Below are 21,507 nucleotides of genomic sequence, written 5' to 3' on the forward strand. Positions count from 1 at the left end.
TCCGTACCGACTGCGGGTGCAAAGAACTGCCGCTCGAGGGCCGTGGCCGCGGAGCAGGGCGTCGCGCTCAGAGCCGACGATACCGCCCCTGACTTTCGCTCACCTTACCGCGCCTGGTGAGTTTCTCGAGGGCGTCCTCGACGTAGCCGGCCGATACGCCGCGTTCGCCCGCGTAGTCGACGACCTCGCTCTCGGTCGGTCGCTCGAGGTCCTCGAGTGCGCGCTCGACGATCTCCTTTTTGCTGCCGCTGTTCGTCGAACCGCGAGGATCGCGCTCGCCCGCCGCTTCGAGTTCGTCGGTGTCCAGTCCCGACGCCTCGAGGTACTCCTCGTCGTCGACGACGCCGTCGGCGACGTCGCGCTCGAGATCCGAAAAGGAATCCAGCTTCGCGAAGGCCTCGCCCTCCCCCTGGCGGTTCGCGAGCATCGAGGCCCGGACGTCCCGGGCGTGGTCGGCGTCGTCGGTCTCGACGAACTTCTTGCGGCGCTCGTAGGCCTTTCTGGAACCGCAGCGGGGACACTGGGTCGTCTCCGAGCGGCCCTCGATCATCCAGAGGTGCGAACAGTCGCTACAGCCGACGACGGCGTACATGCTAGCTCGAGGTGGGACCGGACTGCAGTTCAAGGTTCGGTACGCGGAGCGAAAGTAGTCGTCGAGGCGTAGGACTATTAGCTCCGCCCTCGCCTCTCGAGACGTATGGAACGCGTTTCCCTGTCCGATAGCGAGATCTCGGAAGCTGCAGACGGCGTCCACCTCGCGATCATGGCCGGTGCCGAGGAGATGAACGTCCAGCACTTCGAGATCGAGCCGGGTGCCGCCGTCGAGGAGCACAGCCACCCCCACGAACAGACGGGGTTCATCTACGAGGGCGAACTGACCTTCCGGAGCGACGGGGACGAGACCGTCTGCGGTCCGGGCGACTCCTACGCGATCCCCGCCGACCAGCCCCACGCCGCCGAGAACCGCGGCGACGAGACGGTTCGGGGCGTCGACATCTTCAGCCCGCCCCGCGAGAATCCGACCTGGCAGGAGTAGCGAAGAGACGGCCGACCGGCTCGTTCTCCGGCGATACCGCTCGACAGCGGCGACACCCATTTTACTCGAGGCTCGAGGGGCGGCCTTCAGTCAATCTCTTGTGTAATAACTAACCCGACAAGGTTATTAAGAAATACTAATTTATTAGATTTAAATGCTAAATTCTCGGAACACCGAGACGGAGTCACTGACCGACGAACGAGCGGGATCGTGGATCGCGTTCGCCCGAATCTTCGCGGGTCTGTTGGTCCTGTACGAACTGACCCTCGGCGGCTGGTGGAAACTTGGCTGGATCACGACCGGGCCGAACCCCGAGTGGGTCGGCGCCGACGCCGGCGCGGAGGTGTACGGGGTCTCCGAACAGGCGATCGAGGAGGGAACGTTTGGCTGGTTCGCGGCGCTGCTCGAGGCCGTCGTCCTTCCGGCTCCCGAGCTCTGGACCGTCCTCGCGCTGGCGGCACAGATCGCCACCGCCGTCGGGCTGATTCTCGGTCTCTGGACGCGGCCCGCCGCCCTGCTCGGCATCGTCTACTTCCTCCCGGTGTTTCATCTCGGGATGATCCGGACGTCGCCGCTGTTTACCGTCCCGATCGCGTTCGCCTTCGTGGCGAACGCCGGACGATACTACGGGCTCGACGCCGTCCTCTGGAACCGTCCCGACGTGGTCGGGCGGCTCACGCGGGCCGTCAACGCACCGCTGCCGATCCGGCGGACCTGGTACCCGCCGCTAGCCGCAGCGGTTGCCGTCGTCGGCGCGTACTACCTGCTTTCGATTCCCGAAACTGTCGACACCCGCGTCCACGTCACGAGCCTCGAGCTGACTGTCTTCGCCGGACTCGCCGCCGGGGGCCTCTCCTACGTCTATCGCGGAGCGAACCCGACGGCAGTCGCCGCAGACGCGCTCCGGGTCTTCGTCGGCTACCGGTTCCTCCAGGAGATTGTCGTCCGATCCGAGCCGGGCGCGAACGCCCTCCCGGGCTGGGCGAGCGCCGACGCCCAGGCCGAGGTGTTCGAGGGGATCGCCGCGTCGCACGTCGCTCCGGTGAGCGCGTTCATCGAACTGGCGGTGCTGCCGGCGATGAGCGCGTGGGTCCTCGCGTTCGCCGCGGTTCAGACTGCGATCGGAATCGCGCTGCTCGTCGGCTATCGCACGCGAGCCGCGGGGGTCGCTGCTGTCAGCTACCTCGCGCTGCTGACGGCGCTCGGACTCGTTCGCCTCGCTCCCCTCGTCTTCGCGAGCGCGATCGTCGCCGCCACCCTCGCCGGCCGTCACGCGAGCCTGGACGCCGTCGCCGGGCGCGTCCCTCGACCGCCAGCGATTCCGGCTCGAGGCTCGCTCCCAGCCGCCGTCGTCGCTGTCGCGTTCCTGGGCGGCGCCGCCGCGATCGGAATCGATCCCGAGGCCGGCTACGGCGAGGTCGCCGGCCCGGTCGCGCTGGTGATGTTCGCCTTCGGACTCCTCGCGTTCGCGTTCGTCTCTCGGCCGTCCGCGGCGCTCGCGTCGGACGTCTCCCAGACGGACCGGATCCCAGGCGACGACTAACGAGCGTCGGACCACCCTCTCCCAACTGACGAATACCACGGAGTTATACCCGTCTCGGCGAAAAGGACACCGATGGGAACGGAGACGCGATCGTCGGATCGCTGGGGAATCGGACGTGTGACCGGCTATCTCGAGCGTCTGGGGCCGACCTGGCTCGCGGGCGCGATCGCCGCGGGGCCGGCGACGATGGTCAGTCTGCTCGTCGCGGGCGCGAGCTTCGGCTACACGCTGCTGTGGGTCGTCGTCCTCTCGGCGATCCTGGGAACGTTCGGCCAGTACCTCGCAATGCGCCTCGGCCTGCTCACCAAGGCGGGGATCGTCGCCGTCGTCGAGGACCGCCTCGGCTCGTTCTGGGCATGGGTGCTCGTGATCGACGTCGTGCTCGCGGCAGGGCTCGCACAACTGGTGATCATGAAGACGCTGGCCGACGTCAGCGCGACGATCGTCGGGAGCGCAGGCGTCGCCGCCCTGGCCGATCCCCGACTGTGGGGCGTGACGTGGGCGGTAATTCTCTCGCTTGGACTCGCGGGCGGGGGGTACAGGGTCGCGGAACTTGGCGCGAAGCTGCTCGTCTCGCTCGTGGTACTCGCGTTCGTCGCCTCGGCGTTCGTCGTCCCGATTGATCCGACCGAGGCCGCGACCGGACTGGTTCCCTCGATGCCGGCCGGCGTCGGCGGCGCGGTCGTCGCCGCGGGCGTCCTCGGCGGAGCCGTCCACATCACGCTGCTGACGATGCAGAGCTACACGATGCGCGCTCGAGGGTGGACCGAGCGCGACCGCGGGATCGCGCGCTTCGACGTCGTGAGTTCGATGCTCGTCGCCTTCGGAATATTCAGCCTCGCGGTTTTTCTCGTGGCGGCGAGCGTCCTCCCCGAGGCCGGCGTCGATCCCGCGACCATCGACGAGATCCAGGCTGCGCAGGCGCTGGGGCCGGTTGCGGGCGAGTACGCGACCTGGCTGTTCCTGTTCGGACTCTGGGGCGCCGCGGTCTCGACGCTCGGGGGGAACACGATCGTTCCGCCGTACCTGCTGGCTGACAAGCTCGGCTGGGAGCAGTCCGTCGAGGACCCGCGCTACCGGGTCGCACTCGTCGTCGTCGCGCTCGCCTCGTCGATCGGCGCCTTCCTCGAGGGCGCCTTCTTCGAACTGCTCGTGCTCGTCCTCGCCTTCGGTCTCGTCGGGACTCCCTTCGCGCTCGCAGTGATCCTCGTCCTGTTGAACGACGCCGACGTCGTCGGCGAGACCAACTCCGTCCTCGAGAACGTCGGCGGGCTCGTCCTGTTCGCGGTGGCGGTCGTGCTGGCGGGCGAGTTCGTCCTCGAGGAGCTGCCGGCGGCGTCGGCGGGCGATCCGACCGCGCTGTTCGTCGTCGCCTTCGCCGCGGCGATGGCGCTCGCGATCGTCGGACTCGTCGGAACCGCGGTTCGGGATCGGCTCCGTGCTCACTCGCGGTAGCGACGGGCCCGCTCGCAGCTACAGCTTCTTTCGCATCCGTACGTGGGGGATGCCGGCTTCCTCGAACTCCTCGCCGTACCGCTCGTACTCCACCTCCGCGTAGAAGCCGGCCGCGTGCGTCTGGGAGTGGAGTTTCAGCTCGTCGAACCCGTCCGCTCGAGCTCGCTTCTCGAGGACGGCCATCAGCTTCCGGCCGATCCCCTCGCCCCGTCGCGGTTCGAGGACGGCCACGCGCTCGACCTTGCCGGCGCCGTCCTCGAGTTCTCGAAGTCGCGCGGCACCAACGGGATCGCTCCCGTCGTAGGCGACGACGTGGACGGCGTTGGCGTCGTACTCGTCGTACTCGAGGTCCTCGTCGACGCCCTGCTCCTCGACGAACACCGCGTGACGAACGGCGAGGGCGTCCTCGTGCTCGGTGTCCGAGTCGACGATCCGGGTTTCGATCATGGCAGGCGGCTACGGCGAGGCGACTCGAGAGCGTTACGGTCCGATCAGACGGTTACAGGTACCCCAGCTCCGCGAGCGCCTCGTCGAGCGTGACGATCGCCAGATCGTTCTCGAGGGCGGCTTCGATGGTGTACTCGAGGCGTTCCTCGGTGAACGTTTCGAACTGGGAGTGGGCGCCGACGATCGAGAGTACCCGCTCGTCCGCAGCGGTTTGCATGAACTCGTCGATCTCTTCCTCGCTCGTCTTGTCGGTCTCGATGTACATCCGTTGCATCGTCGTCGGGTCGAGGTCGTCGATCTCGTTGTGGCCGCCGCCGTACCGATGGTTCGCGACGGCGTCGTACTGATCGCGGACGATCTCCTCGACGACGCCGTGGTAGCGGTCGTACGTATAGACGAACCCGGTGACGTCGATCCCCCACTCGGCGAGTCGGTCGTCGGTCCGATCGAGGATATCCTGTATAAACTCCTCCGGATGTCTGAGATAGCCGTCGGCGCTGACCGTTTCGGTCAGTGGCTCCTCGAGATCGACGTACGCATCGGTCGAATCGGTGCCGCCGCCGGCGACCGACGTCGTGTTGTAGGCGCCGTCGTCGTCGAACACGACGAGTGGATCCGATTCGAACTCGCCGTGTCGACCCCACTCGACGGAGACCCGGTCGTCGCCCTCGTCTGCAGCTTCGGTTAGGGGCGTGTGTCCCAGCGCCCGGTGTTCGTAGGTGTGGGACATGACGGTCCACCCAGCCTCGTAGATCTCGACCAGCTGATCGGGTTCGAGATACGCGTCAGAATCCTGTTCCATCAGACCGGGACAGACGGCGAGACAGCCCGGAACCTCGTACTCCTGGTGAACCTGGTAAGTGAACGTGTAATCCTCGATCGGGCTGTCGTCGTACGTGAAGACGAGCATCCCCTCGCTGCCCTCGAGCCGTTCCTCGAGGTCGTCGGCCCGTTCGTCGTCGGCTTCCTCGTCCGCCGACTCGCCGTCCCCGTCTCCGTCCGACTCGTTCCGACCGTCGTCGCTGTCACCGTCTTCGTCCGTATCCCGCTGTGAGACTCCGTACGCGGTAGCGGCGCCGCCGGCTGCGGTGACCCCGGCGACCGCCAGCAGATTCCGGCGGCGCATCTACGGTTCACCTCGAGTCGGCCACCGATTCGAGGCGGCTTCGGTCCTGGTACCCGTTGATCGCCCGTTCGCGTCGTCTTCGGTTCGTTCGAGCCGGTCGGTTCTGGTCGAACGGTATCGCTCCCCCTTCGAGATCCGACTGCATACCCCCTCGGGTGTCATATCCTTGTTCAGACAGTTCACCTGCGCGACGTTATAATGCTCTCCATATCTCTCGTGGCGTTCGTCGAGCCCGAGAGAACTGACGTTGATCCGTCGACACGGCCGAGCCAAAGTGATCGTCGAAATCGGTGTTAACGGAGTTCGAGTTCGTCGAGCGCCTCCTCCATCGTGACGATCGCGAGATCGTGTTCGAGAGCGGTCTCGATCGTATACTGGAGTCGCTCCTCGGTGATCGTCTCGAAGTGTGAGTGGCCGCCGACGACCGAGAGCACGTCGTCCTCGGCGGCGGTCTGCATGAACTCCTCGATCTCCTCCTCGGTTGCCCGATCGGTTTCGATGTACATCCGCTGCATCGTCGTCGGATCGAGGCCGTCGATCTCGTTGTGGCCGCCGCCGAAGCGGTGGTTCGCGACGGCGTCGTAGTGATCCCGAACGAGATCTTCGATGAGTCCGTGGTAGCGCGTGTACGTGTAGACGAATCCGACGACCGTGAGCCCCCACTCCTCGAGCTGTGCGTCCGTGTCGTCGAGGATATCCTGCATGAACTCCTCCGGATACCTGACGTGGCCCGAGGCGTCGATCGTCTCCTCGAGGGGCTCGGCGAGTTCGACGTACTCCCCGGTGGAGTCGCTCCCCCCGCCGGCGACGGTCGCGGTCGCTCTGTTCTCGTCGTCGAAGATCACCAGCGGATCCTCCTCGATGTCCGCGTGTCGGTTCGCCTCGACGTAGATGCGGTCGTCTCCCTCCTGAGCCGTTTCGGTCAGCTCTATCTCGCCGAGTGCACGGTGGTAGTAGGTGTGGGACATGACCCCCCAGCCGTCGTCGTACATCTCGCGAAGCTGGTCCGGAGAGAGGTACTCGCCGCCGCCGTCGTCTTGCATCCAGCCGGGACAGGCCGCGACGCAGCCGGGAACGTCGTACTCCTTGTGGACCTGGTAGGTGAGCGTGTAGTCCTCGATCGGACTGTCGTCGTACGTGAAGACGAGCATCCCCTCGCTGCCCTCGAGGCGTTCCTCGAGGTCGTCCGCCTGTTCGTCGTCGGCCGACTCGTCGCTCGACTCCTCGCTTCCCGACTCGTCATCCCCGTTTCCGTCCGACCCGTTTTGATCGTCGTCGGCCCCACTGTTCTCGTCGGAATCGCGCTGAGAAACCCCGTATGCGGTAGCGGCGCCGCCGGCCGCAGTGACCCCCAGGACCGCCAGCAGGTTCCGCCGACGCATCTACGGCTCACCTCGAGCCGACAGCCAGCTCGGAGGTCCTCCGACTCCGATGGCCGTTCGTCGCTCGGACGCGTTGTCCACGGTTCGCTCGGCCTCGCTGGCGCCGACCGATCGGTAGCCTTCCCCCGTCGAGATCCGACTGTGTGCTCCCTCGAGTATCATGTCTTCGTTCCGATGTCTCTTCGGCGCTACTTCATAATCTTCTCTATATCCCTCGTAATACTCGACGAAACTGATAGATATGAGATCGATCTTCGGAGTGGTCGAACGTATCTACCCAGTTAATATGGTTTCTGTAAGGAATCCCTCGTCCTGAATTTTGAAATTCGTCCCTATGCCGTCTCTAAAACGGAACCGCGTACCCCGGCGATTCGGCCGTGGCGAGGCTATCCCCTACTTAAACTGCTTGTCGAGCACCGTCAGATCAAAAAAGCAGACCAGAACGCTGTCTACGACAGCTCCTCGATATCATCAGCTGCAAGGGCAGCTGATTGCTTGAAAAGCTCTCTACGAGAGCTTTTCACTGTCGTCGGATTCTGTCGAATCCGACTGCTCGAAAAACTGGCTTTATGCCAGTTTTTCAATGTTGCTGACAACTTCGTCGGCGTACTCGCTGGTGGCGAGCTTCTCGGCGTCCTCGAGCTGTCGCTCGAGGTCGTAGGTCACCTTTCCGGAGGAGATGGTCTCCTCGACGGCGTCGCGGACGAGGTCGGCGGCGTCGTCCCAGCCGAGGTACTCGAGCATCATGCGGCCCGAGAGGATCATCGCGGTCGGGTTGACCTTGTCCTGGCCCTCGTACTTGGGCGCGGAGCCGTGGACGGGCTCGGCCAGCAGACGGCCGTCACCGAAGTTCGAACCGGGCGCGATGCCGAGACCGCCGATCTGGGCGCCGGCGGCGTCCGACATGTAGTCACCGTTCAGGTTCATCGTCGCGATGACGTCGTACTCGTCGGTGCGGGTGAGGATCTGCTGGAGCATGTTGTCGGCGATGCGGTCGTTGACGACGAGCGTGTCGTCGTCGACCTCACCGTCCTGCTCCTCCCAGAGGGTATCCTCGGTGATGACCTCGTCGCCGTACTCCTCTTCTGCGACCTCGTAGCCCCAGTCGCGGAACTGGCCCTCGGTGAACTTCATGATGTTGCCCTTGTGGACCAGCGTGACCGAGTCGCGGTCGTGCTCGAGGGCGTAGTCGATGGCGCGGCGGACGAGTCGCTTCGTGCCGAACTCGGTGATCGGCTTGACGCCGATGCCGACGGGGCCGTCGTGGATGATGTCGGTCTGGCCCATCTCGTCCTCGACGAACTCCTTGACCTGCTCGACCTCGTCGGAGCCGGCTTCCCACTCGATGCCGGCGTAGACGTCCTCCGTGTTCTCGCGGAAGGTGACCATGTCCATCTGCTCGGGCGATTTGACCGGCGACGGGACGCCGTCGAGGTGGTAGGTCGGCCGAACGTTCGCGTAGAGGTCGAGCAGCTTGCGTAGACCGACGTTCAGCGAGCGGAAGCCGGCGCCAACGGGCGTCGTCAGCGGCCCCTTGATCGCGACGCGGTGTTCCTTGATCGCCTCGACGGTCTCGTCGGGCAGGTTCTCGTCGTACTTCTCGCGGGCGGACTCGCCGGCGTAGACGCGCATCCAGTTGATCTCGCGACCGGTCGCCTCGGCGGCAGCCTCGAGGACCTTCTGGGCGGCGGGGCCGACGTCGCTGCCGACGCCGTCGCCGTAGATGATCGGGATGATCGGGTTGTCGGGGACCTCCAGCTCGTTGTCGGTACCCTCCTTCAGCGTGATCTTCTCCCCCTCCTCGGGGACCTCGATCTTGTCGTAGCTCATCTCGTCTGTACCGTGCTCCGATGGGGCTAAAAGGGCTCCCATTTCCGCCGATGTTGCATCCGATTTCCACCGTCAATCGGTCGACCGAAGCCGATCGTCGAAAAATCCGCTCGAGCACCCCTCATACCGGTAAAACACAGTTTCGATCGTGACACACTCGTTCGTCGGCTGTCGAACCCGTCTCCGACGAACGGCGATCACCCCATGGGATCGCGCGCCCCGTCGGCCGCCGTCCCCCAGTACCGGGCGAGAAGGACGGCACCGACAACCGCGACGGCGACGCCGCTCGCCCCGAGCAGCGCTCGCCCCGTTTCCGTCGACCACCCCATCCTGATCGCGCTCCAGAGACCGGCCAGTAGCGTGATCCCGAGTGCAAGGAGCGCGATCCCACCCTGGTAGGGAGTCGGCTCGTCGCCGGTCAGTAGCCGACCGACGGCGACTACGGTCATCGCGGCGCAGAACCCGGCGAGCAGGAGGGCCGACGTCATCTTCGACGTTGCTACTCAGTCCCCGCTGGTAAGTGTGTAGGGTTTCCAGGCCGTCGCGAAACCGTTACCGTGTTCGCCTCACCAGAGGTCGGTATGCAGCTACTCGTCCACGGCGGCGCCGGGAGCACACCCGAAGAGCCGGAACGGAGACGGAAAGTACTCGAGCGGGCGGCCGAAACCGGTGCCGAGCGACCGACCCCGGTCGGCGCCGTCGAGGCCGCGGTCGGCGTCCTCGAGTCCTCACCACGGTTCAACGCGGGCGTCGGCAGCGCGGTCCAGAGCGACGGCCGCATCCGAACCGATGCGGGGATCATGACCGACGACCGCTCTGTCGGTGCGGCCTGCTCGATGCCCGACGTCGAACACGCGGTCGAGGTCGCCCGGATCGTCATGGAGGAGACGCCCCACGGGTTCGTCTCGGGCGAGCACGCCGTCTCGCTGGCCGAGGCGTTCGGCGTCGAGACGGGTGTCGACCTCTGGTCGGAACGCACGCGCGAGAAGTGGGCTGACCTCGAGCCACCCGCCGGCGGTACCGAGAGCGAACTCGAGTGGATCCGAGAACGCTACGGCCGAACGGATCCCGACGGGCGCGACGAGCAGGGGGCCGAGATCGATGCGGACGCCGCGGACCTCGACCACGACACGGTGGGTGCGGTCGCTTTCGACGGTAAGTCCCTCGCCGCCGCGACGTCGACGGGCGGACGCTGGCTCGCGCTGGCCGGTCGCGTCGGGGACGTCCCGCAGGTCGGCTCCGGCTTCTACTGCTGTCCCTCGACCGCGGTGAGCGCGACCGGTGCCGGCGAGGACATCGCACGGGTAACCCTCTCGAAACGGGTCGCCGGCCACGTCGAGCGCGGCCTCGACGCCGACGCCGCCGCGGAGCTCGCGATCGAGGAGTTCGCCGAACTCACCGGCGCGACCGCCGGTGTCATCGCCATCGACGCTCGGGGTCGGCTGGGCTCGGCATACAACAGCGACGGAATGCAAACCGCTCGAGCGACCGACCGATAACGACCCCCGGGGAGTCGTTACGCCGGGTGCGAACCGTCGACCCCGAGGATCGGTCGGCGCGTGCGGTACCCGAACTGGCGTCTCTCACGCCGCGAGCACGGACGCTCTCGAGCGATAAAACTGCGACGACCGTTTCGCGCAGTTGCGCCTGGTTACTCCACGTAACGGCTGGTTCATCGGTACCACTTCACTCGGGCGGCTGATATCGACGATTGTCGTGAATACTTTTATTTATTGTCGTACCGAGTTCCGAGTCGATGCTCGAACCACCCCACCACGGCGCTCGGCAGTGCCCCGAGTGCGAGACCACCCTCTCGAACGTTCAGGGTCTCGAGACCTGTCCGGCGTGTCGCTGGATCGCGTCGTCGGCGTCCGAACGGTAGAACGCCTCGCCCGTCGGGAGACGGAACCTCTTTTTGCCAACCGGTGTAACTCGGGTACATGGCCGAATCCGAGGTGGACTTCGACTCCGAGAAGTACGAGAAGCTCCGCGAAGCGGGGGAGATCCTCTCGCAGGTGCGCGCAGAGACCGCAGACCGCGTCGAGGTCGGCGCGAGCCACCTCGAAATCGCAGAGTACGCCGAAGACCGCATCAGGGAACTGGGCGCCAAGCCGGCGTTTCCCGTGAATATCTCGATCGACGAGGAGGCAGCCCACGCGACCCCCTCGATCGACGACGAGTCGACGTTCGGCGAGGAGATGATCAACCTCGATATCGGCGTCTGTATCGACGGCTGGCTCGCCGACACCGCGATCACCGTCGACCACTCGGGCAACCCCGAACTCGCCGAGGCACCCGAACAGGCCCTCGAGGCCGCGATCGACATGGTCGAACCGGGTGTCGAGACCGGCGAGATCGGCGCGGAGATCGAGGACGTCATCACCAGCTACGGCTACAACCCTGTCGTCAACCTCACCGGTCACGGGCTGGGTCACTGGGAGCAACACACCAGTCCGACGATCCCGAACCGCGCGGTCTCGCAGGGGACGACCCTGGAGGTCGGCGACGTCGTCGCGATCGAGCCGTTCGCGACCGACGGCGGCGGGAAGGTCACCGAGGGGGCAAGCGAGGAGATCTTCGCCCTCGAGCGCGAGGGATCGGTTCGAAACCGGGACGCCCGCAAGGCCTTAGAACAGATCACCGAGGAGTTCCGCACGCTGCCGTTTGCCACCCGCTGGCTCGAGACCAGCCGGCCGGAGATGGCGCTGCGCCGACTCAAACGAAACGACATCGTCCATGGCTATCCGGTGTTGAAAGAGGACGAGGGCTGTCTCGTCAGTCAGAAAGAACACACGGTCATCGTCACCGAGGACGGCTGCGAAGTGACGACGTCCTGATCGTTTCGGATCGCTAGGCGTTGTTCATCCGTTGACTGGTCCGCGTGCCACAGCGTTTGCACTCGGCGACGCGGTAGGGTTCCCGGGAGAACTGTGCGTTCTCCTCCTTTCGGCTCTCGGTTCGGAGCTGGACCGACACCTCGTGTGGGGTGTCGAGGCCGCAGTCCTCGCAGTGTTCGGTCAGCCCGTTGAACGAGTCGTCTGTGGTTGCCATTACTTCTCTCTTCTCGGAGTACCATCTTAAACCTCTGTATCGTTTCGAGAAGTATACTGACGTGTTCGTCGACCGGCTCTCGTCCCCGATAAGTCCTCAAATCCGCTTATATCGTTCATCGCCCCTTCTCCGAAACGTTTCCCACCCGGTGCCACGTTCCGTCATACAACCGGGATACTGTGGTTCGTCTCTCGAACGGCCTCCCCGCCGTCCTTCGATCCGACTATAGGGATCCCTCGAGTGTACCGGGATATGCAACAAGTGTTCGCACCGTGGCGGATCGAGTGGGTCGAACGGGACGAGCGAGACCCTGACGACAGCTGCGTGTTCTGTACGTTCTCGGCGGACGACGCCGACCGAGAGAACCTGGTCGTCGCGCGCAGCGAGCACGCCCTCGTTTTGTTGAACAACTACCCGTACAACCCCGGCCACGCGATGGTAATTCCCGACGCACACACCGGCGACTACGGCGAACTCGACGACCAGCAGCTGCTCGATCACGCCCGGCTGAAACAGCGCACCTTCGACGCCCTCGAGATCGCACTCGGCCCCGACGGGTTTAACGCTGGACTCAACCTGGGCGACGGCGCGGGCGGTTCGATCGACGACCATCTCCACACCCACGTCGTCCCGCGCTGGGAGGGCGACACCAACTTCATGCCGGTCATCGGCGACACGTCGGTGATCGTCGAGGCCCTCGAGGACACCTACGAGCGCGTCCGCGAGGCGTTCGCCGACCAGGAGGGTGCGACCGTTCCCGATACTGGTGCCGTCGTCTTCGAGTAGCGACGCGATCGAACCACAGCAAGTGTGGTCCCGTCCGTATGCTTTTTGAGCTGCCGCTCCGTGGCTCGGGTCACATGGAGTACGAGGTGGTACACACCGACGACGTCCCGCTGACCGATCTCTCGGAGATCGACGAGGTACCCTCGGATCTACAGATGCGGGCGATCGACGACTTCCTCCCGAGCGAGCACGTCCAGCTCAAGCTCTGGTACTTCGAGCCCGGCGAGGAGATCCGGTACCACGCCCACGCCGAACAGGAGGAGCTGTACTTCGCACTCGAGGGGGAGTTCGAGCTGACGCTCGGCCGTGACGGCGACACCGAGCGCCGCGAGATCGAGGCCGGCGCGTTCTGGCTGGCCAGACCCGAGGTCGGCCACGGCCACCGCAACGTCGGCGACGAGGAGGGGATCGTACTCGCGGTCGGCGCGCCGAACGTCGAGGACCCGGGGCGGGATCCCGGCGAGTTCGACGAGGGGAGCGAGTAGCGGTCGCCCGCTTCGCGCTGCCGTTCAGGCGTACGTCGACTCGAGGAACTCCAGGATGCGCTCGGACTCGGCCATCGTCACGCCGTAGGCCTCGTCGACAACGACGGGAACCCCGCGCTGGCCGGAGACCCGTTTTACCTCGTCGCGTTCGGAGTGGAGCGCTTCGACCCAGACGCTCTCGTAGTCGACCTCGAGTTCGTCGAGCCGGTCGGCGACGACCTCGCAGTACGGACAGCCCTCGAGCTGGTAGAGTTCGAGCATCGCGTGCGGGTACGGACGGGTGTGCCAAAAGTGTCGGTGGCGCCCGGGAGAGGACAGTCGAGCGGGTCGAAGCGGTTCAGACGGGCTCGCCGAAGGCGTACATCGTCTCGTGGGCCGTGACCTCGAGGTCGACGAAGTCGCCGGGCTCTATGCCGTGGTCGCTGGCGTTCTGGACGATTATCTGTCTGTACGCCGAGTCGCGACACTTCACCGAGTCGGCAGTTCCGTCCTCGACGACGAGACAGTCCTCGCGGACTTCGCCGACCATCGACGCGTGGGCCTCGCCGACGATCTCTCGCTTCGCTGCGCTCATCTCCTTCGACCGTTCCTTCTTGATCGTCCCGCCGAGGCCCTTCATTTCGGCTGCATCGGTGCCGGGCCGCTTCGAGAAGCGAGTGACGTTTACCTTCTCGGGGCGGGTCTCGCGGAGCAGCGCCATCGACTGGGCGTGGTCGTGATCCGTTTCGGTCGGGAAGCCGACAATGAAGTCCGTCGACAGCGTCCAGTAGTCGAGGTGGTCGTCGAACGTCTCGACGACCTCGAGGTACTCCTCGACCTGGTGCTGGCGGCGCATATCGCCGAGCACGTCGTCCGATCCGGACTGCACCGGGGCGTGCAGGAAGTCGTACAGTTCGTCGTTCGCGGCGAAGACCCCGGCAAGCTCCTCGCGGATGCCGTGAACGCCCTTCGGGTTGGCCATTCCGACGCGGACTCGAAAGTCGCCCTCGAGGTCGCAGATCTCGGAGAGCAGGCGATGCAGCTTTCGCTCGCCCTCGTCCCAGCCGTAGACGCCGGTGTCCTGGCCCGTGATCCGAAGTTCCTTCGCACCGGCGTGGATGAGTGCCCGGGCCTTCTCGACGTTCTCCTCGATGCTCGGGGAGTCGATCTTCCCCGTCGCGCGCTTGGTGATACAGTACGAGCAGTCGGACATACAGCCCCGCGCGATCGGGAGGATGCCGACGACGCCGTCGAGGATCGGCTCGGCGTCGGGGGTCGTCGTCGGACACTCGCCGTTGGTGACCGCCTCGGGGACCTCGTCCCAGTGGAGCACTCGCCCGTCGACGTCGGCCGCGGCGAACTCCTCGCCCTGGGCCAGCGCCATACAGCCCGTGATGTAGAGGTCGGCGGTCTCGTCGGCCAACTCGTCGGCCCGGCGGAGCATGTTGCGCTCGGTCTTCTCGACGACCGTGCAGGTGTTGAGGATGGCCACGTCGGCCTCGTCCGGGCCGTCGACCCGGTGGTGGCCCGCGTCGCGAAGCCGTCGCTCGATCTCGCGGCTCTCCCCGCGATTGGACGTGCAGCCGTACGTCTCGATGTGATACCGGGCCATCGTCGTTGTCACCCTTCGGGCCCCGCGAGCCAAAAGCCCGACGGATCGGGGTCGGTCTCGAGCGGACGGGCGCTCGCCCCGCCGACCGTGACGATGCGGCGCTCGCGCGAGCCGGTGGACACGCGCATACAGGCCTCGAGCGCAAACCCCTCGTCCTCGTTGGGACGATACTGATGCTCCGACGACTTACCGGCGGACGAGAGATCGAGACCGAGCCGAAACCGCTCGAGGAGCAGGTGCTCGTGATCACCGGCGCCTCGTCGGGAATCGGACTGACGACCGCGCGGATGGCCGCCGAGCGCGGGGCGCGGGTCGTCCTGGCCGCCCGCAGCGAGGACGCCCTGCGCGAGGCCGTCGCGGGGATCGAGGCCGACGGTGGCGACGCCACCTCCGTCGTCGCCGACGTCGGCGACCGGGAGGACGTCCGCGAGATCGCCCGCGTCGCCGAGGAGAGCTACGGCGGCGTCGACACCTGGATCAACGGCGCCGCGGTCTCGATCTACGGCCGCCTCGAGGAGATCCCCGTCGAGGAGATGCGCGAGCAGTTCGACACCAACGTCTGGGGCCTGCTGTACGGCTCGCTCGAGGCCCTCGACGTCCTCGAAGACGGCGGGACGATCATCAACGTCGGCAGCATCGTCTCCGATCGCTCGATCATGCTGCAGGGCAGCTACTCGGCGTCGAAACAGGCGGTCAAGGCCTTCACCGACGCCCTGCGGGTGGAGTTCGAGGAGGAGGGGGGACCGATCACCGTAACGCTGGTCAAACCGGGCGCGATCGACACGCCCTACCCGCAAAACGCGGAGAACCACATGGACGAGGCGGCGACGGTACCGGCGCCGGTGTACGCGCCCGACACGGTCGCGCGGGCGATCCTCCACGCCGCGGAACACCCCCAGCGGGAGGTTACCGTCGGCGGCGGGGGGAAACAGTTCACGCTTCTCGGGAAGTACACCCCGGAGCTGATGGATACACTGATGAAGACTGTCTTCGGCCCCCAGCAGCGAAAGGGCGAACCCCCGCGTCCGGACGCCCAGAGCGGGCTCGAGGTGCCTGCGGGTGACCTCGAGGAACGCGGCGACTACGAGGGGTACGTCGCCGAGTCGAGTCTTTACACCAGGCTGCGACAGCGCGGGCGAACGCCCGGGAAGGCGACGTTCGGGTTCGGGCTCGGGCTCGCCGGACTCGCGTACGCCGGTTACAGGACGATGCGGCACCGAGCGCGGTAGCCGTCTCCGTGACCTTTACCTCGATCCCGACTCCGCCCCGAGCCGGTCGTAGTTTTCGTCGAGAACGTTGACGGCGGCGATGAACGCACCGACGACGACGGGACCGAAGAACACGCCCATCATGCCGAAGGCATAGATACCCCCGAGCACGCCGAGGATGATCACGGCAGGGCTGATCTCGGCGTAGCGATCGACGACGACCGGCCGGAGGTAGTCGTCACAGATACCGACGACGACCGCGCTGTAGATGGCAAGCGCCGCGGCGAGGACGGGCTCGCCGGTCGCAAAGAGGTACAGCGAGGCGGGAACCCAGACGAACGGCGCGCCGATCAGCGGCACCAGCGAGAGAATCACCATGATGAACGTCCAGAACGCGGCGTTGGGGATGCCGACCGCGAACAGCCCCAGGCCGGCGATGACGCCCTCGATAATCGCGATCAGGACGTGGCCGGCGAGTACTGCCCACGTGACCTCGTTGAGATCGCCGTAGAGGTCGTCCTGGACGTCGTCGGGGAGGGGCGTCCGGGCGCGAATCCAGTCCATGAGATCGTCCCCGCTCTTGAGCAGATAAAACAGCAGGAACAGCGCCAGCCCGAAGCCGATCAGCGCGCTGGCGAGCGCGCTGAACCACTCCGTCGCCTGCTCGAGGACGATCGAGCCGATCTGTTGGGCGGAGTCGGCGACCGTTCCGACGATGTCGACCTCCATTCCCGTTTCTTCCTCGATCAGCGCCTCGATCTCGGCGATCTGGAGGTCGTCGGGATCGGTGTCCTGGATGAGGTTCGCCGCGTCCTCGGCGACCACCGCGGCGACGAGCACGAACGGAACGATGAAGCCGACGATCGCCAGTAAGACGAGCGAGAGCGCGGCGATCGTCGGCGAGACGTACTCCTCGAGCCGTTGCTGGAGCGGGAACAGGACGAACCCGAGCAACAGCGCGAGCAACACGTACTGGAAGAACGGGACGACGAGCTGCCAGGAGAGATAGGCAAATATCACGACGAGAACGAGTAGATACCCTTTGCTGCGGTTCACGACTTACTGTTCCGGCGTCGTGAAGATAAAGCCGGACCCGACATATTCCGACAGCGGAGTGTCGTAGCCAGTCGCAACACGCCTTCAAGAAGCTGGTTCACCTAGCCTAGTTCGGATGTCGACCCAGCTCGATCCCCTCTCGTTGTCGGCCGATCTTCTCTACACGGTCAAAACCGAGGGCGACCACGACTGGTTGCGAACGCACCTGGCGACCCTCGAGCGCTCCCGGCTCGAGCGGGCGCTGTCGAGTCGCAAGCGCCGACTGGCGTTCTGGTTCAACTGCTACAACGCCTATGCGCAGTTGCTACTCGAGGAGTCGCCCGAACTCCTCGAGGGCGGGCTCGTCGACCGCTGGACGTTCTTCGGCCGGGACCGGATCCCCGTCGGCGGCGTCTGGCTGAGTCTCAACGATATTCAACACGGGATGCTCCGCCGATCGAAACATCCCTGGGGCTTCGGCTACGTCCCGCGGCCGTTTCCCTCCCGGTTCGAGCGCCGATTCCGACTCGAGGAGTGCGATCCGCGGATCCACTTCGCGCTGAGTCGTGGCGGCGACCACTGTCCGCCGATCGCCGTCTACTCGGCGGCCGACGTCGACGAGGAGCTGGACATCTCGATCCGCTGGCACCTGGAGGAAACCGTCGGCTACGATCCCGACGACGAGACGGCGACGGTTCCCCGCCTCTTCTGGCGGTACCGCGGCGACTTCGGCGGCAAGCGCGGCATCCTGTCGTTCCTCCGGGAGTACGAGTCGATCCCGGAGTCGGCGACGCCGACCCTCGAGTACGAGCGGGCGCCCCGTCGCGAGACCCTGAAACTCGAGGAGACGCTCGAGCGCTGAGCCGCTCCCAGTTAGCCGTCGAGACGTTCGATCCGCGCGCTCGGAGCGTTCCGCATGACCCCCCGTACGGCCCGTTCGGCGTTCGACCGGGAGGCGTACCCCTCGCCGCTGTCGGCGATCACGTTCCCGTTCCAGTGGACGAGTCGCCAGCGCCACTCCTCCGCGCGGTCCTCGTACACCTCGAATCGGCTCCGTCGGCCCGGGGACTCGCTCGTCTCGACGCGGTCGCTCGCCTCGTCAGCGTCTGCGTCCGCACTCTCGTCTGCGGCGGGCGTCCGGTCGTCTTCGGCACCCTCCTCTGCCCCGGCGTCCGTGATGCGAATGCCGGAGCCGTCCGGATCGTCCCACTCCAGTTCGAACTCGAGTTCGGTCCGTCCGTCCTCATGTTCGCCTTCGAGCTCGGCGACGACGTCCGCGGGGACGTCGATCGTGAGCCGGCGCTTGCCGCTATGCAGTTCGACGGGGGTCTCGGCCTCGAGGGCGGCAGCGAACTCGCGGAAAATGGCGGCCAGCTCGTCGCGGTCGTAGGCGTGCTCGAGTTCGAACAGTGTGTCTCGCATACGCCCGGTACAACCCGTAACGGGTTAGGGTTTCACCAGGAACTGCTTAGAGTTGGGTCGTCGCCTCGAGCGCAATGTCGATCGCGCGGCCGACGTTGTTCTTGGCCTTTTCCGGCAGTTCGTCGTCCTCGGTGTCGGTCCCCTTCTGGGTACCCTCGACGAGGTTGCCGTCGACGGTACAGATGGCGCCCGCGCTGAGTCCGCGCCGTCGGGCCAGCGTGAAGACGGCGGCGGCCTCCATTTCGACGCAGAGCAAGCCAGCGTTCTCCCAGTCGGCGACGTGTTCGTCGGTTTCGGCGTAGTAGGCGTCGTCGGAGACGATCGGACCAATGTGAACGTCCTCGTCGTTGGCTTCCGCCGAGTCGACCAGCGAGGACAGCACCTCGTAATCGGGAACGGCGGGGTACTCCGCGTCCTCGTATCGCTTCGAGGTTCCCTCGTTCTTCGCGGCGCCGGTCGCGACGATCATGTCGCCGATCTCGATATCGGACTGGAGCGCACCGGTGGTTCCGACGCGGATGAACGTCTCGACGCCGACGTTTGCCATCTCTTCGATTGCGATCGCCGCGGAGGGGCAGCCGATCCCCGTCGAGCAGATCGTCAGCTCGCGGTCGCCGTAGGTGGCGTTGACGACCTTGTACTCGCGGTTTTCGGCGACGGTCTCGGATTCGTCGCAGTGGTCGGCGATCCGATCGACGCGACCCGGATCCCCCGGAATCAGCGCGACGTCCGTCAGGTCTCCCTCCTCGACCAGCAGGTGTGGCTGCGTTGCCATAGCCTCGCGTTCCGCGGGCGACGAGAAAAAAGATTCGAGGCCGGCACGGCCTCGAGGGCACCCCCGGAGCCCCCGTCGACCCTCGAGCGCGCAGTCGGCCTACCCGGTTACCTCTACCTGGTCCGGGCTGACGGTGACGGTGACGTCGTCGACGTCAAAGACGACCGTCCCGGCCGACCGATCGCCGCCGCCGTACGTACGAACGAACAGCGAGTCGAGCGCCTCGGGATCGATGTAGTCGTACAGCCGGATGCTCGAGTCGGTGACCTCTTCACCGTGGTAGGTCGCGAGTGCCGTCGCGACGGCGATACTGGGCGGTTCGTTGTCGTCTCGGTCGTACTGGACGCGCTGACCGAACCCACATCCAGGGGTGTTGGGTGTCGTTCGTTCGTTCATGTCTCTCAGTCACGTCGCCGTGACTCCCTAGACCACTGGCCAACGGCACTCGACAAATAGGTACCGCCGGGAAACACTCGATGAGAACCGCCGGACGCGGACGCTCTCATCCGCTCGTCATACAGCCGTCATTCGTATGTCAGACATCTACCGTCATCTACCATACTTGATCATATAAAATAACCCATCAGTGGCGTTCGCTGAGAAACGCCTCGACCTCGGCGGCCGACGGGACGCTTCGTGCTCCCTTCCGTCCGGCAGTCAGCGCACCGCAGGCGTTCGCGTACTCGAGTGCTCGCTCGGGGTCGAACTCGCCGTCGCCGGTAGCGGCCATCGTTGCGAGGAAGCCGGCGGCGAAGGCATCGCCGGCGCCCGCGGTGTCGACCGTCTCGACCTCGAACCCGGGGTGAACGTGGTCGCCGTCGGGCGTGTGGAGCAACGCGCCGTCGGCACCGTGTTTGACGACGACGAACCGGTCGTCGAACGCCGAATCGTTGTACTCGGCCTCGAGCATCGCCTCGGCCTCGCGGTCGTTGACGAAGATCACGTCGGCGAGCGCGAGCGCGTCGCCGAAGTCCCGCTCGCCGAGGCGACGTCCTGGATCGAAGCTGACGGTGACGCCGGCCTCGCTGGCGATCGACGCGATCTCGGCGGCGGTGTCGGGACGCTGGCTCGTCAGGTGGACGTGACTCGCCGCCCGGATTCGCTCGGGCTCGAGGTCGGCCGGCTCGACGGCCTCGTTGACACCGTCGTTGCCGAGGACGGCGACCTCGCCGCTGTCCTCGACCAGCAGGTACTTGACGGCCGTCTCGGCGTCCTCGACGATCCGAACGCCGTCGATCGAGACCCCGGTCTCCTCGAGTTCGTGACGGGCGAGCAGTCCGTTGTCGTCGTCGCCGACGCTGCCGACGAGACCGACGTCGACCTCGAGTCCGGCCAGCGTCGCGGCGACGTTCGCCGCGCTGCCGCCACCGGACTGCTGCTGGGAGCGGATCGAGGCCTCGCCGTCGGCGACCGGGAGTCGATCGATACGGAGCGTCACGTCCCAGTTGACGTGACCCGCGGTGAGGACGGTAACCATAACAGATTATCAACAGAGGGCGCGGGGGGCAAAAAGTCTAGGTGACGAGAAACAGGAGCACGTTGTGCGCGCCCGGTCCGAGACCGACTGCAGCGAGGAGGGCGAGCAGCGCCCGACCCTGTCGCGGGGCGTCCTCGACGTACGCCCGGAACAGGCCGACGATAACCACTGCGAGTGCGACCTTCACGACGGCGAACAGCCAGCCGCCGCCGATGTAGTCGGCCGTCGGGAGGGCGTGGCCGGCCTCGAGGATCATGAGCGAGAGCGGAACCTCCTCGCTGGCCCCGAGAACGTCGAAGCCGATCGCCGTCGAGATCCCGTCTAGGGTGTGGCCGAAGACGACCAGCGCGCCGGTCGCGCCCGTGACTGCGGCGACTCGGTCGTAGCGCCGGCCGAGCGCGGCCCAGACGCCGGCCGTGACCAGCACCGTCAGGACGACCGAGAGCAGCGGCCAGAAGACGTTGCCGAACCCGCCCTGAACGCTGACGGCGGTCGCTGCAGCGCCGACGAAGCCGAGCGTACCGACGGCGGCGACGAGGGACTCGCTCGAGACGGCTCCGGTTCGCTCGAGCGCGATCCCACCGAGCCAGACGGCGCCGCCGACGGTCCCCGTTATCACGTAGACGCTCGGCGTTCCGAACAGCACGGCGAGGTCGTCGGGGTAGGCCTCGAGCCGGTGGAGAACGTGCAGGCTCGAGCCGAACACCATCCAGGGGACGAAGGCGAGCACCGTCCGATCGGTTACGGGCGGATCGGCCGACCACAGCGCCGCGGCGACGGCGACGGCTGCCACTGCGAGCGGGACGAGAAACTGCGCGGGCGGGAGCGCGAACCCCTCGGGAAGCACCATACTCGAGT

General features: G+C 66.1%; 25 protein-coding genes. 10 read left to right on the top strand and 15 right to left on the bottom strand.

What is annotated here, in order from left to right:
* Positions 1 to 67 precede the first annotated feature (67 nt).
* Positions 68 to 592 (bottom strand): DUF5817 domain-containing protein, encoded by a 525-nt coding sequence (locus QA600_RS01590; RefSeq protein WP_278290215.1) that lies wholly within the window; start codon positions 590 to 592, stop codon positions 68 to 70.
* A gap of 105 nt (positions 593 to 697) precedes the next feature.
* Between QA600_RS01590 and QA600_RS01595 the strand changes: the two genes are divergently transcribed.
* From QA600_RS01595 to QA600_RS01605, 3 genes are all read left to right on the top strand, one after another.
* On the top strand, positions 698 to 1,036 hold the full coding sequence (locus tag QA600_RS01595; RefSeq protein WP_278290216.1) for a cupin domain-containing protein: 339 nt from the start codon (positions 698 to 700) through the stop codon (positions 1,034 to 1,036).
* 154 nt (positions 1,037 to 1,190) lie between these two features.
* On the top strand, positions 1,191 to 2,579 hold the full coding sequence (locus tag QA600_RS01600; RefSeq protein WP_278290217.1) for a DoxX family protein: 1,389 nt from the start codon (positions 1,191 to 1,193) through the stop codon (positions 2,577 to 2,579).
* A 72-nt stretch (positions 2,580 to 2,651) separates the two neighbouring features.
* Positions 2,652 to 4,034, top strand: coding sequence for a divalent metal cation transporter (locus QA600_RS01605; protein ID WP_278290218.1), 1,383 nt, complete (start codon positions 2,652 to 2,654; stop codon positions 4,032 to 4,034).
* Positions 4,035 to 4,052: 18 nt separating this feature from the next.
* Here the strand turns inward: QA600_RS01605 and QA600_RS01610 are convergent, their stop codons facing one another.
* The 5 genes from QA600_RS01610 to QA600_RS01630 form a co-directional block, all read right to left on the bottom strand.
* Positions 4,053 to 4,481, bottom strand: a complete 429-nt coding sequence (locus QA600_RS01610; protein WP_278290219.1) for a GNAT family N-acetyltransferase — start codon at positions 4,479 to 4,481, stop codon at positions 4,053 to 4,055.
* A gap of 52 nt (positions 4,482 to 4,533) precedes the next feature.
* Positions 4,534 to 5,607 carry a polysaccharide deacetylase family protein gene (locus QA600_RS01615; protein ID WP_278290220.1) on the bottom strand — a complete coding sequence of 358 codons (1,074 nt, stop codon included), beginning with the start codon at positions 5,605 to 5,607 and terminating at the stop codon, positions 4,534 to 4,536.
* 293 nt (positions 5,608 to 5,900) lie between these two features.
* Positions 5,901 to 6,989 (bottom strand): polysaccharide deacetylase family protein, encoded by a 1,089-nt coding sequence (locus QA600_RS01620; protein WP_278290221.1) that lies wholly within the window; start codon positions 6,987 to 6,989, stop codon positions 5,901 to 5,903.
* A 567-nt stretch (positions 6,990 to 7,556) separates the two neighbouring features.
* On the bottom strand, positions 7,557 to 8,819 hold the full coding sequence (icd, locus tag QA600_RS01625) for an isocitrate dehydrogenase (NADP(+)) (RefSeq protein ID WP_278290222.1): 1,263 nt from the start codon (positions 8,817 to 8,819) through the stop codon (positions 7,557 to 7,559).
* Positions 8,820 to 9,016: 197 nt separating this feature from the next.
* Positions 9,017 to 9,307 carry a hypothetical protein gene (locus QA600_RS01630; protein ID WP_278290223.1) on the bottom strand — a complete coding sequence of 97 codons (291 nt, stop codon included), beginning with the start codon at positions 9,305 to 9,307 and terminating at the stop codon, positions 9,017 to 9,019.
* A gap of 93 nt (positions 9,308 to 9,400) precedes the next feature.
* Here QA600_RS01630 and QA600_RS01635 point away from each other — a divergent pair, with 93 nt between their 5' ends.
* The 3 genes from QA600_RS01635 (at position 9,401) to map (ending at position 11,656) form a co-directional block, all read left to right on the top strand.
* Positions 9,401 to 10,318 (top strand): isoaspartyl peptidase/L-asparaginase, encoded by a 918-nt coding sequence (locus QA600_RS01635; protein WP_278290224.1) that lies wholly within the window; start codon positions 9,401 to 9,403, stop codon positions 10,316 to 10,318.
* Between the two features lie 257 nt (positions 10,319 to 10,575).
* On the top strand, positions 10,576 to 10,701 hold the full coding sequence (locus QA600_RS01640) for a hypothetical protein (protein WP_278290225.1): 126 nt from the start codon (positions 10,576 to 10,578) through the stop codon (positions 10,699 to 10,701).
* A 58-nt stretch (positions 10,702 to 10,759) separates the two neighbouring features.
* Positions 10,760 to 11,656 carry a type II methionyl aminopeptidase gene (map, locus tag QA600_RS01645; protein WP_278290226.1) on the top strand — a complete coding sequence of 299 codons (897 nt, stop codon included), beginning with the start codon at positions 10,760 to 10,762 and terminating at the stop codon, positions 11,654 to 11,656.
* A 13-nt stretch (positions 11,657 to 11,669) separates the two neighbouring features.
* Here the strand turns inward: map and QA600_RS01650 are convergent, their stop codons facing one another.
* A complete protein-coding gene (locus QA600_RS01650) occupies positions 11,670 to 11,870 on the bottom strand; it encodes a hypothetical protein (RefSeq protein ID WP_278290227.1) in 201 nt (66 codons plus the stop codon).
* 252 nt (positions 11,871 to 12,122) lie between these two features.
* On the opposite strand from QA600_RS01650, the gene QA600_RS01655 reads away from it, so the two are divergent.
* Together QA600_RS01655 and QA600_RS01660 are read left to right on the top strand one after the other, a co-directional pair.
* Positions 12,123 to 12,656, top strand: a complete 534-nt coding sequence (locus QA600_RS01655) for an HIT domain-containing protein (RefSeq protein WP_278290228.1) — start codon at positions 12,123 to 12,125, stop codon at positions 12,654 to 12,656.
* Positions 12,657 to 12,730: 74 nt separating this feature from the next.
* On the top strand, positions 12,731 to 13,141 hold the full coding sequence (locus QA600_RS01660; protein ID WP_278290410.1) for a cupin domain-containing protein: 411 nt from the start codon (positions 12,731 to 12,733) through the stop codon (positions 13,139 to 13,141).
* 24 nt (positions 13,142 to 13,165) lie between these two features.
* Here QA600_RS01660 and QA600_RS01665 read toward each other — a convergent pair whose 3' ends face one another.
* Positions 13,166 to 13,402, bottom strand: coding sequence for a glutathione S-transferase N-terminal domain-containing protein (locus QA600_RS01665; RefSeq protein ID WP_278290229.1), 237 nt, complete (start codon positions 13,400 to 13,402; stop codon positions 13,166 to 13,168).
* A gap of 76 nt (positions 13,403 to 13,478) precedes the next feature.
* Complete coding sequence (locus QA600_RS01670) at positions 13,479 to 14,732, bottom strand: tRNA (N(6)-L-threonylcarbamoyladenosine(37)-C(2))-methylthiotransferase (protein ID WP_278290230.1); 1,254 nt, start codon at positions 14,730 to 14,732, stop codon at positions 13,479 to 13,481.
* Positions 14,733 to 14,905: 173 nt separating this feature from the next.
* Between QA600_RS01670 and QA600_RS01675 the strand changes: the two genes are divergently transcribed.
* The gene (locus tag QA600_RS01675; RefSeq protein WP_278290232.1) at positions 14,906 to 15,961 is read left to right on the top strand and encodes an SDR family oxidoreductase; all 1,056 of its coding nucleotides are present in this window, start codon (positions 14,906 to 14,908) and stop codon (positions 15,959 to 15,961) included.
* 15 nt (positions 15,962 to 15,976) lie between these two features.
* On the opposite strand, the gene QA600_RS01680 is transcribed toward QA600_RS01675, so the two are convergent.
* Positions 15,977 to 16,996, bottom strand: coding sequence for an AI-2E family transporter (locus QA600_RS01680; protein WP_278290233.1), 1,020 nt, complete (start codon positions 16,994 to 16,996; stop codon positions 15,977 to 15,979).
* A 115-nt stretch (positions 16,997 to 17,111) separates the two neighbouring features.
* Between QA600_RS01680 and QA600_RS01685 the strand changes: the two genes are divergently transcribed.
* Positions 17,112 to 17,837, top strand: coding sequence for a DUF547 domain-containing protein (locus QA600_RS01685; RefSeq protein WP_278290234.1), 726 nt, complete (start codon positions 17,112 to 17,114; stop codon positions 17,835 to 17,837).
* 11 nt (positions 17,838 to 17,848) lie between these two features.
* On the opposite strand, the gene QA600_RS01690 is transcribed toward QA600_RS01685, so the two are convergent.
* The 5 genes from QA600_RS01690 to QA600_RS01710 all read right to left on the bottom strand — a co-directional run bounded on the left by QA600_RS01690 (position 17,849) and on the right by QA600_RS01710 (position 21,499).
* Complete coding sequence (locus tag QA600_RS01690) at positions 17,849 to 18,397, bottom strand: amphi-Trp domain-containing protein (protein ID WP_278290235.1); 549 nt, start codon at positions 18,395 to 18,397, stop codon at positions 17,849 to 17,851.
* Between the two features lie 46 nt (positions 18,398 to 18,443).
* Positions 18,444 to 19,172 (bottom strand): nucleoside phosphorylase, encoded by a 729-nt coding sequence (locus QA600_RS01695; protein WP_278290236.1) that lies wholly within the window; start codon positions 19,170 to 19,172, stop codon positions 18,444 to 18,446.
* A gap of 99 nt (positions 19,173 to 19,271) precedes the next feature.
* A complete protein-coding gene (locus QA600_RS01700; RefSeq protein WP_278290237.1) occupies positions 19,272 to 19,568 on the bottom strand; it encodes a HalOD1 output domain-containing protein in 297 nt (98 codons plus the stop codon).
* A gap of 187 nt (positions 19,569 to 19,755) precedes the next feature.
* Positions 19,756 to 20,649 (bottom strand): carbohydrate kinase family protein, encoded by an 894-nt coding sequence (locus QA600_RS01705; protein ID WP_278290238.1) that lies wholly within the window; start codon positions 20,647 to 20,649, stop codon positions 19,756 to 19,758.
* A 37-nt stretch (positions 20,650 to 20,686) separates the two neighbouring features.
* Positions 20,687 to 21,499, bottom strand: a complete 813-nt coding sequence (locus QA600_RS01710; RefSeq protein WP_278290239.1) for a DUF63 family protein — start codon at positions 21,497 to 21,499, stop codon at positions 20,687 to 20,689.
* Between the last annotated feature and the right edge of the window lie 8 nt (positions 21,500 to 21,507).

This window comes from Natronococcus sp. A-GB1, assembly GCF_029688845.1.
In the GTDB taxonomy this organism is placed as follows: domain Archaea; phylum Halobacteriota; class Halobacteria; order Halobacteriales; family Natrialbaceae; genus Natronococcus.

Excerpts from the sequence above, each read along its gene's own strand:
- map (WP_278290226.1), top strand. The coding sequence starts at position 10,760 with ATGGCCGAATCCGAGGTGGACTTCGACTCCGAGAAGTACGAGAAGCTC.
- QA600_RS01695 (WP_278290236.1), bottom strand. The coding sequence starts at position 19,172 with ATGGCAACGCAGCCACACCTGCTGGTCGAGGAGGGAGACCTGACGGAC.
- QA600_RS01665 (WP_278290229.1), bottom strand. The coding sequence starts at position 13,402 with ATGCTCGAACTCTACCAGCTCGAGGGCTGTCCGTACTGCGAGGTCGTC.
- QA600_RS01590 (WP_278290215.1), bottom strand. The coding sequence starts at position 592 with ATGTACGCCGTCGTCGGCTGTAGCGACTGTTCGCACCTCTGGATGATC.
- QA600_RS01650 (WP_278290227.1), bottom strand. The coding sequence starts at position 11,870 with ATGGCAACCACAGACGACTCGTTCAACGGGCTGACCGAACACTGCGAG.
- QA600_RS01685 (WP_278290234.1), top strand. The coding sequence starts at position 17,112 with ATGTCGACCCAGCTCGATCCCCTCTCGTTGTCGGCCGATCTTCTCTAC.
- QA600_RS01600 (WP_278290217.1), top strand. The coding sequence starts at position 1,191 with ATGCTAAATTCTCGGAACACCGAGACGGAGTCACTGACCGACGAACGA.
- QA600_RS01620 (WP_278290221.1), bottom strand. The coding sequence starts at position 6,989 with ATGCGTCGGCGGAACCTGCTGGCGGTCCTGGGGGTCACTGCGGCCGGC.
- QA600_RS01610 (WP_278290219.1), bottom strand. The coding sequence starts at position 4,481 with ATGATCGAAACCCGGATCGTCGACTCGGACACCGAGCACGAGGACGCC.
- QA600_RS01705 (WP_278290238.1), bottom strand. The coding sequence starts at position 20,649 with ATGGTTACCGTCCTCACCGCGGGTCACGTCAACTGGGACGTGACGCTC.
- QA600_RS01700 (WP_278290237.1), bottom strand. The coding sequence starts at position 19,568 with ATGAACGAACGAACGACACCCAACACCCCTGGATGTGGGTTCGGTCAG.
- QA600_RS01710 (WP_278290239.1), bottom strand. The coding sequence starts at position 21,499 with ATGGTGCTTCCCGAGGGGTTCGCGCTCCCGCCCGCGCAGTTTCTCGTC.
- QA600_RS01635 (WP_278290224.1), top strand. The coding sequence starts at position 9,401 with ATGCAGCTACTCGTCCACGGCGGCGCCGGGAGCACACCCGAAGAGCCG.
- icd (WP_278290222.1), bottom strand. The coding sequence starts at position 8,819 with ATGAGCTACGACAAGATCGAGGTCCCCGAGGAGGGGGAGAAGATCACG.
- QA600_RS01640 (WP_278290225.1), top strand. The coding sequence starts at position 10,576 with ATGCTCGAACCACCCCACCACGGCGCTCGGCAGTGCCCCGAGTGCGAG.
- QA600_RS01605 (WP_278290218.1), top strand. The coding sequence starts at position 2,652 with ATGGGAACGGAGACGCGATCGTCGGATCGCTGGGGAATCGGACGTGTG.
- QA600_RS01630 (WP_278290223.1), bottom strand. The coding sequence starts at position 9,307 with ATGACGTCGGCCCTCCTGCTCGCCGGGTTCTGCGCCGCGATGACCGTA.
- QA600_RS01670 (WP_278290230.1), bottom strand. The coding sequence starts at position 14,732 with ATGGCCCGGTATCACATCGAGACGTACGGCTGCACGTCCAATCGCGGG.
- QA600_RS01660 (WP_278290410.1), top strand. The coding sequence starts at position 12,731 with ATGGAGTACGAGGTGGTACACACCGACGACGTCCCGCTGACCGATCTC.
- QA600_RS01595 (WP_278290216.1), top strand. The coding sequence starts at position 698 with ATGGAACGCGTTTCCCTGTCCGATAGCGAGATCTCGGAAGCTGCAGAC.
- QA600_RS01655 (WP_278290228.1), top strand. The coding sequence starts at position 12,123 with ATGCAACAAGTGTTCGCACCGTGGCGGATCGAGTGGGTCGAACGGGAC.
- QA600_RS01615 (WP_278290220.1), bottom strand. The coding sequence starts at position 5,607 with ATGCGCCGCCGGAATCTGCTGGCGGTCGCCGGGGTCACCGCAGCCGGC.
- QA600_RS01690 (WP_278290235.1), bottom strand. The coding sequence starts at position 18,397 with ATGCGAGACACACTGTTCGAACTCGAGCACGCCTACGACCGCGACGAG.
- QA600_RS01675 (WP_278290232.1), top strand. The coding sequence starts at position 14,906 with ATGCTCCGACGACTTACCGGCGGACGAGAGATCGAGACCGAGCCGAAA.